Origin of the sequence: Mesorhizobium sp. CCNWLY176 (genome assembly GCF_037153935.1) — a bacterium.
In the GTDB taxonomy this organism is placed as follows: Bacteria; Pseudomonadota; Alphaproteobacteria; order Rhizobiales; family Rhizobiaceae; genus Mesorhizobium_M; species Mesorhizobium_M zhangyense.
Genome location: NZ_JBBBDZ010000004.1, coordinates 350,819 through 364,363 on the forward strand (window position 1 = coordinate 350,819; position 13,545 = coordinate 364,363).

Consider the following 13,545-nt stretch of genomic DNA (forward strand, 5'->3'; position numbering starts at 1 on the left):
CAGGGAGGAACCAAGCGATTGAGCCCCATAGCCTACACTGCCACCATCATCGCGGCCATCGTCGTCCTGTTTGTCTGGAACAAGCTGCCCGTCGTCGTTGTCGCGATGTCAACAGCTGCAGCGCTGTGGGCAACCGGCGTCTTGACGATTGACCAGGCGCTCGGGGGCTTCGGTGACCCCGCGGTGATCTTCATAGCCTCTCTTTTCATTGTCAGCGCGGGACTCGACCTGACCGGCGTCACCGCTTGGGCTGGTCAGCTTCTGATCCGTGGCGCGGGCGAAGAGAGCCGCACTCGCCTGTTGATGCTGACGATGAGCATGGTCGCACTCCTTACAGCGTTGATCAGCGTCAACGGTGCCGTCGCCGCGCTCCTGCCAGTTGTGGTCGTCATCGCAGTCCGCTTGAAGCGAAACTCGGCACAGTTGCTCCTGCCGCTCGTTTTTTCCGCGCATGCCGGTTCGAAACTCGCTCTGACGGGTTCGCCAGTGAACGTCCTGGTCTCGAATGCAGGCAGCGACGCCGGGGTGGGCGGCTTCGGTTTCTTCGAATTCGCGCTTGTTGGCTTACCGCTGCTGGCGGGAACGATGGCGATCATCATATTGTTTGGAAAGCGGCTCTTGCCTGAACGCAATGGCGCGACCATGCCTGCGGATTTCAGCCGCCATGCGAAGACGCTCGTCGAGCAGTACGGCCTTGCCAGCGGCGTGTACCAGATGCGCGTGCGCGCAAGTTCGCCCTTCATCGGCGTGCCCGCATCTGCGATCGAGTTGGCAGCCTATCCCGAATTGCGCCTCGTCGCCGTTCAGGAGGGTGAAACGGCCAGCCCACTGCGCAGGCCTGTCATTGCCGAGGGGGATCATCTGCTGCTGCGGGGCGACGCCGAGTCGGCCGCCGCTTTCGCGTCGGATAAACACCTCGCATTCAGCGAGGCGGCGGCGTCCGGTCACGGAGAGGGCACGCTGTTCAATCGCAGTTCAGGCCTCGCAGAGGTGGTGATCCCGCCACGCTCCGGCCTTATCGGCCAGAACGTTTTCCCTGGGATGGTCACTGAGAGCGGCGACCTTATCGTCCTTGCGGTGCAGCGCGCCGGCGCGGAGGTTGCCGCCACCAACGCAACACGAGATGCTGGAGGCATCGTGTTGCAGGCCGGTGACACGATGCTCCTGCAGGGAACATGGAAAGCTCTCGACCACCGCCTCCAGGATCCGGATGTCCTGGTCGTCAATTCGCCTGAACTGGTGCGTCGTCAGGCAGTGCCTATGGGGCCAGGTGCCGGCCAGGCCGTTGCCATTCTAGCCGCGATGGTCGTACTCCTGGCCACCGGCATCACCCCGCCAGCGGTCGCCGGCCTACTCGCCGCCGGAGCGATCGTCGTGTCAGGGATTATGAGCGTCGAACAATCCTATCGAGCCATTGACTGGACGACGGTGATCCTTGTGGGTGCAATGATGCCGCTCTCTACCGCCATGATCGAGACGGGCGCCGCGAAACTAATGGCCGAGCATCTTGTCGCGCTCATCGGCGACGCCGGTCCCGTAGCTCTACTCGCCGGCCTGTTTGTATTGACTGCCATAATGGGGCAGCTCATCAGCAATACCGCGACCGCTCTCATCGTCATCCCGATCGGGGTGGCAGCTGCGGCAACCATGGGAATATCTCCCCGCCCGGTTCTCATGAGCACGGCGGTCGCGGCGGCGGCGGCGTTCCTTACTCCCATTGCAACCCCAACCAACTTGATGGTCATGGGTCCCGGCGGTTACGCTTTCGGGGATTATTGGAAGCTCGGTCTGCCGCTACTGCTCTGGTTCTTTGTCGTGGCTGTGTTCATAGTGCCGATGATCTGGAGATTCTGAATTGCCATGAAGGCCAGCTGGGTTCCGGTACTGTTGGGCATTATCTGCGCAGTTCTCGTGCTGGCTGTGCTCCATTTCGCAGATGCGGTCATTGCGCCCGTTGCTGCCGCGCTATTCATCATCGCGATAGCCTGGCCACTCCAAAAGCGGCTTCAGACGCGCCTGCCGCAACTTCTGGCGCTCGCTATTGTTGTGCTGCTGGTGCTGCTGGTCTTCATTGTGTTCGCGTCTGTCGTGGCTTGGGGGTTCGGTCGGATCGGCCGATCACTCATCGCGGAGACGCCGCGGCTTCAGGGACTCTACGAACTGGCGACGGCCTGGCTGGAGACACACGGGATCGCCGTTGCCGGCCTGTGGGCCGAGCACTTCAACATGCGCTGGATCGTGGCGGCAATTCAGGGTCTGTCGGCCCGGCTGAATACGATGATCTCGTTCTGGATCGTGGTATTGGTCTACGTACTACTTGCCCTGCTCGAGGTCGGCCCGCTGGCGCGCAAGATTCCCAGCATCATCAGCAGCGACGCTGCGCGCGTCTTGGTCGTCGGGGGCGAACGCACCGCGACCAAGCTGCGCCGGTATGTGATGATCAGAGCGATCATGAGCGTTGCAACCGGCAGTTTGGTCTACGTATTTGCCCTGGCGCTCGGCCTGCAGCTAGCCGCGGAGTGGGGCGTCATCGCCTTCACTTTGAATTTCATTCCCTTCGTCGGCCCGTTCATTGCAACGCTACTGCCGACCTTCTACGCGTTGGCGCAGTTCGAATCCCTGTATTCTGCACTGTTTGTCTTTGCCTGTCTCAATCTCATTCAGTTCGCGATCGGCAGCTATGTAGAGCCGCGCGTGGCGGGAAATGCGTTGGCGCTGTCTCCCTTTCTGGTGCTATTTTCCGTCTTTCTGTGGATGTTCCTCTGGGGACTGTTCGGCGCCTTCATCGGGGTTCCTATCGCGATAACCCTGCTGACCTTCTGCGCCCAGGCCCCCGCAACGAAATGGGTTGCCCAATTGTTGGGGGCGCCTGACGATGAGGTGGAAGACATCGAGAGCGTTTTATGGAATGAACGGGAATAACCCGCTGCGAAATTAACCGTTCAAGCGGCTCCGGATCAGGCCCAGAACAGCCATCAAGATGCCGCCGCCGAGCAGGCCCGACACGCCGGCCCCGATCAGGACAGCGGGAGTTAGCCCGCCGACCCCGCGCATCGTCGAATCGGCAGCGTTTTCAACATGCCCAACCAGGTAGCCGATGCCGGGAAATTGCGCCGCGACAAAGGTCAGGGCAAAGCCTCCTACCATGCCGATTAGAGCGGTTGTGATCTTGGCAAGTCCAAGGCGGGGCCACCACCACCCCACGGCGAGTGCCCCGGCCACGCCGCAAAGCATCTCGATGGCAATGGCTATGACGGTTGCAGTCGAGGACATGGTTACTTTCTCCGGACGAGCGGGAGCGTTGATGCCGGTCTACGCTGGCAGCGCCGAACCGGCTTATCCGGAATGGCCCTGGAGCGCGTCGCGCAGGACCTGCTCCTTGGTTTCGTCGAGTGAGGTCTTGAGGACAATGCCGCCGAAACCCTGGATTTGCTTTAGAACTTTGTCCGCAGTCATCTCCTGAATTAGCAGGAAGAGCGCGGCATTCCCCGGTTCAATGCTTGCGGACAACTCTTTCATGAATGCATCATTTATGCCGACATCGGTCAACGCGCCTCCGAGCGCACCCGAAGTCGCGCCCACCGCCACGCCTACAAGCGGATTGAGAAACAGCACCCCGATGAGCAATCCCCAGAAGCTACCGGAAACCGCGCCGGTGGCGGTGGTATTCAGAAGCTGGTTCAGCTTGACTTTTCCCGCCTCAGTCTTGGTGGCGATGACCGCGTCGCCAAGCCTGATCACATATTCCCTTTGCAATCCGAGCAAAGTCTGACGGACTTCTTCTGCCTTCGTTTCGGTGGGGTAAACAATTGCGATAAGGGTCGACATGTAGGCTCCTGCGGAGGGCAGCGGCCAGGCTGCGCAAGGGTGTCCCCTATTTTAGGGCTTCAAGCGCCTGAAGAAATCAGCTCGGAGTCCTACCGGTGTGCTCTATGTCTCTTTTTTGACCCGGGGCTCGTCATTTCGTTCGAATAGGACGCTCCGCTGGACCCAGCGATTCAGAGCCCGCAGGAACTCCTAGCTTAGAAATTGGCATTGATTTCTTGGAGGTCGCGCGTCGACATTTGTGCACGCACAAGCGCCTAACGAACCAAATTTCCTATTGCGTTCGGGGTGTTACTCGATCGCTGGCCTAAACCGGGATGGCGCCGGCACAGCTAGGATGAACATGGCAATTTAGTCAGTTGCACCACCTTGAGGTGACCGCGCGGCGCGTTGCTTCCCGAAGGTCTTTGATGCCATTCAACTTGAAGCTGTTGACGCTCAGCGAGTGTTCTCTGGAAAGTGCTTGGATGCAAGGGAGCCGAACCCACCAATTTCTGATCCGGTTCCGATCATGTGACGCTCTCCGCCAAGTAGCACCCTTCTCGTGAAGCAACACATAACTTTGATGGCACAAACGGCATTTAAAGCACCACGGAAGACAAATGTACTCGCAATCGCGAGGAATCCCGGAAATTTTCAGATTAGCCCGCGGAATGTCAATTTTTTACTGTGCGGTTTACATCTTGGTGACCTGGGATAAAATAACTTTCAAATTCCTAGATATTAGGAATTAGAATAAATTAAGTCGATTGTTTGATATGGAGCGTTCCTAATGTATCAGGAATCTGCATTGCGGTCGTACAATGAGCATGTAATAGAAAATCTGCAACTTAGGCACGCGGTATATTTTACAACGCTTGTATTTCCGGATCACAATCAATTCGATGCTTTCCGTTCTTCATATCAAGGAGTGATGGACATATCGTCTGTTAGCGGTGAACCAGAACGCTTCCCGGCGATTCAAATGGTGTGGGACTTGGGCAGAATGGTATTCACACGAACTAAGCTTCCCGGCAAAGGATATACCCACCGCCGGAGGCATCTGAGTAAACGCGTTCTTGATCATTGGTATATAAACTTGCCGTTTAATTCTTTGGAGCCAGACGGTCAGCGTCTCGGCGCCAAGGCGATGCCAGAATTGCACTGTCTAGCAACTTCGTTGGAAACCGAAGTCAACGATGACGGCATGCTTATGCTTTTCTTCCCTCATGATCTATTTACCTCGACTGTCATGCTCGATCGGATGTTGGACGTTCAATTGGATGGAGGCTTGGGGAGATTGCTTGCGGATTACCTTTTTCTCTTGGACCGCTCACTACCGCAATTGCAGGCCGAGGAAGTCCCTCATGTTGTTGAGGCCACCCGCAGCCTTGTAGCTGTATGCCTTGCCCCATCACGAGATCGGTTGGCCGAGGCTCAGGGTCCGATTGATGCAACACTGATGGGACGCGCGCGTCGATTGATAGATGTTAAACTGGCAAACCCCAATCTTACTTCAGAAATACTGTGTGCTGACCTTGGCGTGTCGCGCTCCCGTCTCTACAGGCTGTTTGAGCCTCTGGGCGGTGTTGCTTCGTATATTCGAAGGCAAAGGTTGCTGCGAATACGTGCCGCACTGGCCGACAGTATGGACGGTCGATCTATATTCCGGATAGCCGGGCAGTGGGGATTCGTCGATGCGTCGGCGTTCAGTCGAACGTTCAGGCACGAATTTGGTATTTCGCCGAAAGAAGCGAGGGATATCGGATGGGCAAGCGACGGCTTTGACGTCGTTCAAGATTGTCTGGATCGATCTGAAACCCCGCAGACACTTGGTCAAGTGCTGCGTGTGCTTGCCGCTTGAAGGGTCCGGGTCCGATTGGCAGAAAAAGGGAGCGAATTAAGTCGACCCCTTTTTGTCCTCTCAGGCGGGCCATAATCGTATCTGCCGCATCGACGCATCAGTTCTCCATGCTGAACCGCATAAAACGTTGTCTGCGAGCGTGCAGGATGTAAGAGCGCCTCTTGGGTGAACTTCGCTCCTTCGCAAGTCATCAACGTCGACGCAGCCGTTCAATGTATTGCAACCACCATCGCCCATTATGGCGCCACCAGCATCGAAGGCGAGGATCCAAGGGAATTCTGGGTCGACACTCCTACCGTTCAGTTACAATGATGGGAAACTTCATCGCATTCTCTCCCTAGTTTCGCTGCTTCGCGGCAGGTTTGCATCTATCCGCTGATTGCCGGTGTCGCACCACGATTAAAGAAAAAGGTCTTCAGTCGGGCAACGTCCTCAGCTGTAATGTTCGGCGGCTCGGTTACTGCTAGCCACGCATCGATATAGTGCTGCGGAGCAAAGACATGGCCGTACCCAATGGGAGAGGTCGTTGCGATCGCCATGTCTACTGTAAGCTGCAGCATCGTGATAAGTGGATACCAGCGAACCTGCTCTGATACATCTGGACCGCGCGGCCCTTTCATCCAGTCAGGTTCCCGATAGAGCGTGGCGGCATCGAAGAACGTAATCGGATCGCTGGCGTATTGCAGGTACACGATGCGGATCGGACCCCATGAGGCAGCGGGTATTTCGAGGACGTTATTCTGATTGGTGAAGCGGAAGATCGAAGCGTCCCGGAAACGGGGGAGCCGTTGGGGCGATCCGGCATTTCGATCATCGGTAACGGATCGCCAGGTGCGGCTCGGAAAGGGAGGCCCGCTCCAAAGCGCGCCCTGAAACGGATTGGCGATAATGTCGTAGAGGCTCGCCGAAAGTTCGGAATTCATGGCGCCGAGGCTGGGGCCATGCAGATAGAGCTTTGGACGGCTGTCGCGCGGCAGCGATGACCAGTAGGCATATACCTCTCTGCGGCAACTCAAGATAGGTCCACAGCCAATAGGCAAGAACGCCCGTGCCATATCCGAGAGCCGCTGAGATCCCGGAGAGCACGCCCTGGATGAGATAGGATCGCGGTATCAGGCTTGGGGTCAGAGAAGCGGCGAAGGCCAGCGCCCCGACCAGCACGCCGATGGTAAGGAACGAATTCGCGACCCTCGCCAAGATTGCACGCAATCCCATAACACCGAGCATCCTTGGTTACCGGGCAGCAGGCGCAGATGGCGCGCAGCCAAGAGCCGCCGCCTTGCACTGCACACGACGGGACGGGCACGGAGTCAGGATTACCCCAAGGACCTCATCTTCTGATGCGGCGCACATCAATGACACGGCCATTGTGGGCGCTCACCGCGATTTCGAACCGGTTGCCGCCGCGCCAGGCCCGATAGACGAGGAACCGGCCGCGGCAATCGACGCGCCGGATGTCCCGGAACCCACGATTGCGCAGGATTCTCTCGCCACCCCGGCAGGTTATTGCCCGGCCATTGTTTAGGCTGGTGCCGATGCTCAGGTTGATGGTGAGGGCTTGCGCCGTGGTCGGCAACGCCATGGGCAGGATGGCAAGGGTGAGGACGACACCCAGGCAAGCGAAAATGGGACGACGCATGATATCCTCCATGAGGCGCTTTGTGTGACATCAAGTCGTCAAGTGCCCCTTGTCAAGGAAATGGCGGCGCGCGCTGCAAGTTCGGGACAGACTGCCCATGTTTTGGATTCTGTGCTCATGACTCTTCCGAACAGAGGGTTAAGTTGACCGCCAATGTGATCTTCTGCGTGGGTTTCGACACCCGTGGTTACCCAGGCTACGTGGAGAACCGTCTGTCATGCCTGAGGAACGAAAGGGAGGTCTCGCCCGCCGAGACTTTATGATTGCATCCCTCGCCACGGTCGGCGCTTCGGTTGCCCTAGCAGCCGGTTCGAAGGAGGCGACTGCTCAGGAGCCGGTGGCATCCTCAGCCTCCCCCGCATCCGGAACGACCTATACCGGCGATGTTATCGATGGCAAAAAGGTCATCAGCGCGCTCGACGTCAACGACCTGCAACCCGGCAAGAAGCACCTTTTGTATTTTCAGGGCGTTGAGACGCCGACCGGGCAGCATTGGTATGTGTCCGTGACGGTCGCCAAGGGAGCAAAGCCGGGCAAGCGCGGCGTCCTGACCAGCGGTGTCCATGGCGACGAGATGAGTTCCATTCATACGGTCCAGACCGTGATGAACCAGCTCGATCCGGCTGAGATGTCGGGCACGGTGATGGCGGTCACGGACGTGTCGCGTCCGGCCCTCGAAAGCATGCAGCGCAGATGGCCCAACTCGGGTAGGGGCATCGATCTGGTCGATATGAATCGCGTGTGGCCCGGCAATGAGAACGACGTCACCGCGACCAGCCGCCACGCCGGGCTGCTGTTCAACCGGCTGCTGCGGCCGAACGCCGACTTCGCGGTCGACTTCCATACCGGAACGACCGGGTTCGAGGTCACCGCATTCAATATTGCCGAGATGGACGTGCCCGAGATCAAGGCGATGGTGGAGCTCTACCCCGTCGGCCAGATCTTCGATAATCCTACATATCCCAGTGTCCTCCACAACGCATTTATCGCCGCGGGCATCCCGTCCTTTTGCCCGGAGATCGGGGCGGCCCGTCACCTGGATCTCGAGATGATCGCGCTCTTCGTGGAAGGCACGATGAACGTGCTCAAGCATCACGGCATCGTCACCGGGTCGATGGGACGCACAGGCAAAGACGTGAGTGTCTTTGTCGGCAATAGTTCGTTCCCGATTCTAGCAACCGAGGGCGGGGTCGTCGAGCATCTGGTCAAGCTCAACGATAAGGTCGAGCCCGGACAGAAGGTGGCCATTCAGCGCAACAGCTTCGGCGAGGTGGTGGCGGAATACACGAGCGGCATTGCCGGAGAAGTGACAGGGCAGCGCAGCGATGCCATGTCCGAGCCCGGCAACCCTTTAGTATTCATCCTTTTCCGCGACGCAACCACGAACGGCGCAGTAACCTACCCCGAATGAGGTTGCATGGAAGATTTTGCCGGATGCAGGATGTTGAATCGAGACGGTTGCCAGGTTTCGACTGCCTCGCAAGATCGGCGCACCGCGCCGGAGATACGCTCAAAATTGAGCGGGATTACGCTCACCGGGTTCGAGACGGTCTCTCGGACCGGGATTGCCGGGAGAAATGGAAATGACCAAGCGCAAGACTATAATTAGTGTCCTTCTGCTTTCCGCCGTCCTGGCCGGTTGCGCGGCTACCGAACAGGAGCAACGGGCTGGAACGGGTGCTCTCATCGGAGCGGGAGCGGGAGCGGTGGCGGGCCAGGCAATCGGCGGCGACACGCGAAGTACCGTGGGCGGAGCTGCCGCCGGCGCTCTTCTCGGCGCAGTAGTTGGTACTGCAACGACGCCACAAGGTCCCCGCTATTGTCGCTATCGGCGCCCGGACGGCACGATCTATGCGGCTCGATGCTGAGAATCCAAAGCTCTTTCCGCATGGCGTAATCCAGGTAGTGGCACTACGGGACTGCGGCTTTCCTTAGAACTTGCAGAGGAGTTATGGCGAGCTGTCGTAGATTGTTTGAAGCTCGGCATGTACTTCGATATGCTCGGCGCGCCTTGCTCCAGCAAGAGATGCCTGCGTGGCTGGTCCGAGCACAAACGCTGCAATCCTCGCCGTCCGCTTTCGCGGCCTAATCTCCCAGCCTCCAGACACTGTGGCCGCTTGTTACAGTCGTTGTCCTGAGTGCCAAAGTTTTCCGACTCTTGAGTGGCAACTGCAACTTCTATGATACACTGGGTGCTATCGTAATGGAGTGAATACCATCCTGGGTGGGATGCGAACGAATGGAGGGTTCGATGAAGCATTTTGTCGCGAGTCTTGCGATTGCCAGCTTGTCCGTGGTTTCCGCCCGGGCCGAGGAAGCAAGCGTTCCTGCTTTCTTCGTGCTGAGTGATCGCGGCGAAGGACGTTCGATATGGAGGCCTGGCAGCGTGCGACCGTAGCATTGAAAAGCGAGGAGCTCGTGCGGACCTATCGACTCGGCGGGGACGGCAGCGTCCTGCAAAAGGCGCAGGCGGATGCGGAGAAGGCACATGCGGCGGCCAATGTCGTTATGCTCATGACAACGACCACGCAGGACAGAAACTCGACTGAGTTTCACGAGTCGCTCCGCCAGGTGGAGCAGCAATTCCAGACCGACCCAACACTTAAAGGTGCGAGCGTGCTCGCCAGATGGCCAATGTGCGCGCTCGTTCAACTCGGCAAGACCCGCAACGCCAAGATGCCGCCCATAGCGATGATTTTTGTTCTTGATCACCCGCAAGCGAACGCGTTCTGCTATCCGATGGTGCAATCCTACTTCACGACGCCACTAGGTGCTGATGGCAAGCGTGTTGCGCCCATCAGCATCGACGGTGCAACCGTCGCCCTGCAGGCGGCGCTCCCACCAATTAAGCTCGCCAAGAAGACACTAGCGGACAAGGCGGCGTTCAAGCAAAGCAACCTCATTGAGCGCCCGACCAACGTCTTTGCGCCGCGCGAGGAGATATTCATCTACGCCTTTCTCGAGAATGTCGGCCGCAAGGACGTCGGCACGCCAATGGCCAGTTACGAGATAGGGCTCGACATAGAAGTTCGCGATCGCGCTGGCCAGATTCTGAAATCACTTCCCAATGAGCATACCTACAAGGCTGACTCCCCACCGCCGTTTCCCGTGTCGCGAGGCTACTTCACCAATTTCGCAACCGCCGGTATTTCCCTCGATACTCCCGGCAACTACACGATTGTCTACATCTTTCATGATCGTGCCCGGCCTGAAACGCCGCCAGCAACGGCGGAATTCGCCGTGACAGTCAAGTAGGGCAATCCGGCTGTCGTGGCGGCAGCGGCTTAGCTGATCGGTTGGCTCTATGCTGCCGGTTTCTATATTGATCGCGCAGTTTCGAGTTTTCAGATTTTTTGAACTGAGACCACATTACCCGACGCATCGATCACACAGTTTGCGCGAGCGCCTTTGCCCTCGACGATGACCTGGAACGTCTGGGGATCGATTTGGGAAGAACTGACAGGCAGAATGGCGGAGCTGTCCACTCCCAAAGGCGCAGCCGCCGCGGAAGCACAAGCCAGTTGGTGTTCGGCCGGAGCAGTCGTGCCAGTATTCCGGACGCTATTTGGTTCAGGTTGGTTGGCCATGCACCCGATGATCTGGATCGTGGCCAGAATCACGGCGAAGACCATCACTCGGTTGCCACACTTCTTGATCGGAAGCGGCTTGGATGGCCAGGCGCTGAAGTGGTTCATGGGCGGTCAAACTCCCTTGTAGAGTGAAGCACCTTGCATGAGGACGATAACCTTCGCTCCAACTTCGATCCGGGAATGAAGGTCGGTGATGTCGTCATTGTTCATCCGAATGCACCCTGACGAGACGTCGAGACCAATCGTCCAAGGCTCGGGGGTGCCGTGGATCCGATAGATGGTGTCTTGGTTGCCTTGGTAGAGATAGAGGGCCCTCGCACCGAGTGGATTGTCCGGACCGCCCGGCTGGCCTCCCGCCCATTTTGCCGCATTCGGATCGCGCGCCACCATCTCGGCAGGCGGTGTCCAGGTCGGCCATTCCGCGGTGCGACCGACCCGCACGATACCCGCCCAGCCAAAGCCTTCGCGGCCGACGCCTATTCCATAGCGGATGGCAGTGAAACCCGGCTGGACCAGATAGAGGAAATGCTGGTTACCGTCGATGATGATGGTGCCAGGTTTCTCGGCGGTCTTGAATTTCACGACCTGTCGGCGAAAAGTCTCCGGCACCTGTTTGTGCGCTGCGTAATAGGACCTCGCCTTCTTACGGTCATACTCGACCCACTTGTGAGTTTTGGGATCGAATATCTGTGTCTCTGCTGCATACGCCAGTGTCACCCCGGCAGCGAGTGCGAGGGCCAGACACGCGGCGATCCCACGAACCGCACGGCTGCTGAGTGTGAAGTAGGGTACGGGAAGTTGCGACATCTTCAACATCAGCTCATTTGGTCCAGCTTTCCAATCGGTCTTCATGCGTCGCGATCCACTTCTGGGCAAATGCCGCAGGATCCTGTTTTTCCACCTGCAGCGCATAGCTCATCTCCGTGACTTCCTTCGCAGTGAAGTCGATTCTGGAGAGAAACGACGCGACCTTCGGCAACCTCTCGGCCGTCTTTGTCGCGAAGGCGATCTGGAAATGCGACGGTGGCCACCCCACAGGCGCAGACGACTTGGAGAGCCAACCTGCCGGATCGTCGCTGGGCAGCACGATTTTCCATTTGCCATCATCATGTTTTGGCTCGGTCAACTGAACGATGTCGTGGAGATCAAAAACGTGATGCGGGCTGTAGCAGTAGAAAACGATCGGCTCATTCGTTGCAGAGGCGGCATCGACAGCCGCCATGGCCAAGTCCTCCGGCATCTCCAGAAGTTTCACCGTCTTGGTGTAGCCGTAGCTTTCAGCACGTATTCTCTCGATAGTCGTCGATGACCAGGTCTCCGCGCCGATCCAGATTTCACCCTGCCCATCGCCATCCGTGTCGAGAACTGATGTCTTCTCGGGATCGCTTAAATCCGCGATATCCTTGATTCCGTACGTGTCTGCAGTTTCGCGTGTGGCACACATGCCTTGTGTGGCCGCAACTTCCTTTGGGCTGAGTTTGACCGTTTTCTTGTCATCGACGTATCTCTTCACGAGAGAGTCGAGATTGGGCAACCAGACCTCGGGATGGACATCCACTTCGCCCGCATCCAGTCCGGCGAAGATCGTTAGCGTTCCCATCTCACGAACTTCAACATCCAGTCCCAGCTCCTTCTCGATGCCGAACTTGATGATGTTGGCGGACGCTTGGCCCGATGGCCAATTGGGCATGCCAACTACAAGATCAGCTGCGAAACTCGTGCCGCAGGAAACCAGTAGCATAAGGGTTCCGCTCAGATGCAGCGCAACATTCCGAGTCACAACCTATCCTCCACGCCGTTCCAACGATTGTTCAGCAAGTCCAAAAGCGGTTCCGGACGATTTGTTACAATGGTAATTTGCAAGCGAGGCCGATAGTTGCCCTTTGGTCCATCGGTATTGACGAATACGGTTGCCTTTATCACAGCTCGGCGGGAGCCGCATTTGTGGGGAGCAACAGGCCTGTTGATTTCCATTGAGAGCTGACCCGGCGGGGGTGCGGATAAAAACTTGGACTGCTTTATAAATAAGTTCAGGCCGAGGCTCTTACGATACTCGACCGGGCTGAGCGATCCCAGCGATATCTTGATACGCTTCTCGTTGTACCAGCGAATATAAGCGTCTACCTCGGCGACGAACTGTTCGATTGTGATGGCCTTCCAATCTCGTGGATAGAAGAGTTCCGTTTTCAGCCGGCCGAAGAACCCCTCGCACGCGGCGTTGTCTTGTGAGCAGCCCTTTCGGGACATTGAGCGAACCAATTTCGCTTCGCTAATCCGTGTGAGCCAACCGGGCCAGCGATAATGAGCTCCGCGATCGGAATGGACGATTGGCCGTTCCGCTGCGGTGGTCATCTTGGCATCGCCGAGATGCTGGCCCATTTGCTGAAGCTTAGGTTGGTGGTGATGATGACGCTGGTGTGCTCGTAGAGCTTGCTCAGCAGATGGAAGAGCAGTGCACCGCCTGACGCGCTGAACGGCAGGTAATCAAGCTCGTCGAGGACGAGATCGGAACGGCGACAGATCCCTATTCCAACGCCCTGCTGAAAGAACCCAAGGTGCTGCTCGACAACGCGCTGAACGACGACAGTGAGCAAGCCGACGTGTGCGGCTTGCCCGTGCGGGACGTGGTAATCCACGCCGGGGAGGGG

12 protein-coding genes and 4 pseudogenes are annotated in these 13,545 nt (G+C 57.9%); 6 read left to right on the plus strand and 10 right to left on the minus strand.

The window, feature by feature from the left end:
* Positions 1–18: 18 nt before the first annotated feature.
* A complete protein-coding gene (locus tag WBQ96_RS09330; RefSeq protein ID WP_336549428.1) occupies positions 19–1,854 on the plus strand; it encodes an SLC13 family permease in 1,836 nt (611 codons plus the stop codon).
* 6 nt (positions 1,855–1,860) lie between these two features.
* Positions 1,861–2,922 carry an AI-2E family transporter gene (locus WBQ96_RS09335; RefSeq protein ID WP_336549429.1) on the plus strand — a complete coding sequence of 354 codons (1,062 nt, stop codon included), beginning with the start codon at positions 1,861–1,863 and terminating at the stop codon, positions 2,920–2,922.
* Positions 2,923–2,934: 12 nt separating this feature from the next.
* Here the strand turns inward: WBQ96_RS09335 and WBQ96_RS09340 are convergent, their stop codons facing one another.
* On the minus strand, positions 2,935–3,273 hold the full coding sequence (locus WBQ96_RS09340) for a hypothetical protein (protein WP_165120037.1): 339 nt from the start codon (positions 3,271–3,273) through the stop codon (positions 2,935–2,937).
* A gap of 63 nt (positions 3,274–3,336) precedes the next feature.
* Positions 3,337–3,828, minus strand: coding sequence for a DUF1269 domain-containing protein (locus tag WBQ96_RS09345; RefSeq protein ID WP_336549431.1), 492 nt, complete (start codon positions 3,826–3,828; stop codon positions 3,337–3,339).
* Between the two features lie 769 nt (positions 3,829–4,597).
* Here WBQ96_RS09345 and WBQ96_RS09350 point away from each other — a divergent pair.
* Positions 4,598–5,668, plus strand: coding sequence for a helix-turn-helix domain-containing protein (locus WBQ96_RS09350; protein ID WP_165120035.1), 1,071 nt, complete (start codon positions 4,598–4,600; stop codon positions 5,666–5,668).
* A 368-nt stretch (positions 5,669–6,036) separates the two neighbouring features.
* Here the strand turns inward: WBQ96_RS09350 and WBQ96_RS09355 are convergent.
* The 3 genes and pseudogenes from WBQ96_RS09355 to WBQ96_RS09365 form a co-directional block, all read right to left on the minus strand.
* Positions 6,037–6,669, minus strand: a pseudogene (locus tag WBQ96_RS09355) (alpha/beta-hydrolase family protein); the annotation flags it as partial.
* A 52-nt stretch (positions 6,670–6,721) separates the two neighbouring features.
* Positions 6,722–6,895, minus strand: a pseudogene (locus tag WBQ96_RS09360) (alpha/beta-hydrolase N-terminal domain-containing protein); the annotation flags it as partial.
* 103 nt (positions 6,896–6,998) lie between these two features.
* Positions 6,999–7,307 (minus strand): hypothetical protein, encoded by a 309-nt coding sequence (locus WBQ96_RS09365; protein ID WP_165120119.1) that lies wholly within the window; start codon positions 7,305–7,307, stop codon positions 6,999–7,001.
* A 217-nt stretch (positions 7,308–7,524) separates the two neighbouring features.
* Here WBQ96_RS09365 and WBQ96_RS09370 point away from each other — a divergent pair, with 217 nt between their 5' ends.
* The 3 genes from WBQ96_RS09370 (at position 7,525) to WBQ96_RS09380 (ending at position 10,562) form a co-directional block, all read left to right on the plus strand.
* On the plus strand, positions 7,525–8,718 hold the full coding sequence (locus WBQ96_RS09370; protein ID WP_165120033.1) for a M14 family metallopeptidase: 1,194 nt from the start codon (positions 7,525–7,527) through the stop codon (positions 8,716–8,718).
* A gap of 172 nt (positions 8,719–8,890) precedes the next feature.
* A complete protein-coding gene (locus tag WBQ96_RS09375) occupies positions 8,891–9,175 on the plus strand; it encodes a glycine zipper 2TM domain-containing protein (protein WP_165120032.1) in 285 nt (94 codons plus the stop codon).
* 502 nt (positions 9,176–9,677) lie between these two features.
* Positions 9,678–10,562, plus strand: coding sequence for a hypothetical protein (locus tag WBQ96_RS09380; RefSeq protein WP_165120031.1), 885 nt, complete (start codon positions 9,678–9,680; stop codon positions 10,560–10,562).
* Positions 10,563–10,651: 89 nt separating this feature from the next.
* Here WBQ96_RS09380 and WBQ96_RS09385 read toward each other — a convergent pair whose 3' ends face one another.
* From WBQ96_RS09385 to WBQ96_RS09405, 5 genes and pseudogenes are all read right to left on the minus strand, one after another.
* Positions 10,652–11,002: a hypothetical protein gene (locus tag WBQ96_RS09385; RefSeq protein WP_246245848.1), complete on the minus strand. Its 351-nt coding sequence runs from the start codon at positions 11,000–11,002 to the stop codon at positions 10,652–10,654.
* Positions 11,003–11,008: 6 nt separating this feature from the next.
* Positions 11,009–11,704: a L,D-transpeptidase gene (locus tag WBQ96_RS09390; RefSeq protein WP_165120117.1), complete on the minus strand. Its 696-nt coding sequence runs from the start codon at positions 11,702–11,704 to the stop codon at positions 11,009–11,011.
* Positions 11,705–11,717: 13 nt separating this feature from the next.
* Positions 11,718–12,638, minus strand: coding sequence for an ABC transporter substrate-binding protein (locus tag WBQ96_RS09395; protein ID WP_165120030.1), 921 nt, complete (start codon positions 12,636–12,638; stop codon positions 11,718–11,720).
* Between the two features lie 284 nt (positions 12,639–12,922).
* A pseudogene (locus tag WBQ96_RS09400) lies at positions 12,923–13,240 on the minus strand (transposase); the annotation flags it as partial.
* Positions 13,217–13,404, minus strand: a pseudogene (locus WBQ96_RS09405) (ATP-binding protein); the annotation flags it as partial. The pseudogenes WBQ96_RS09405 and WBQ96_RS09400, both read right to left, overlap by 24 nt.
* Between the last annotated feature and the right edge of the window lie 141 nt (positions 13,405–13,545).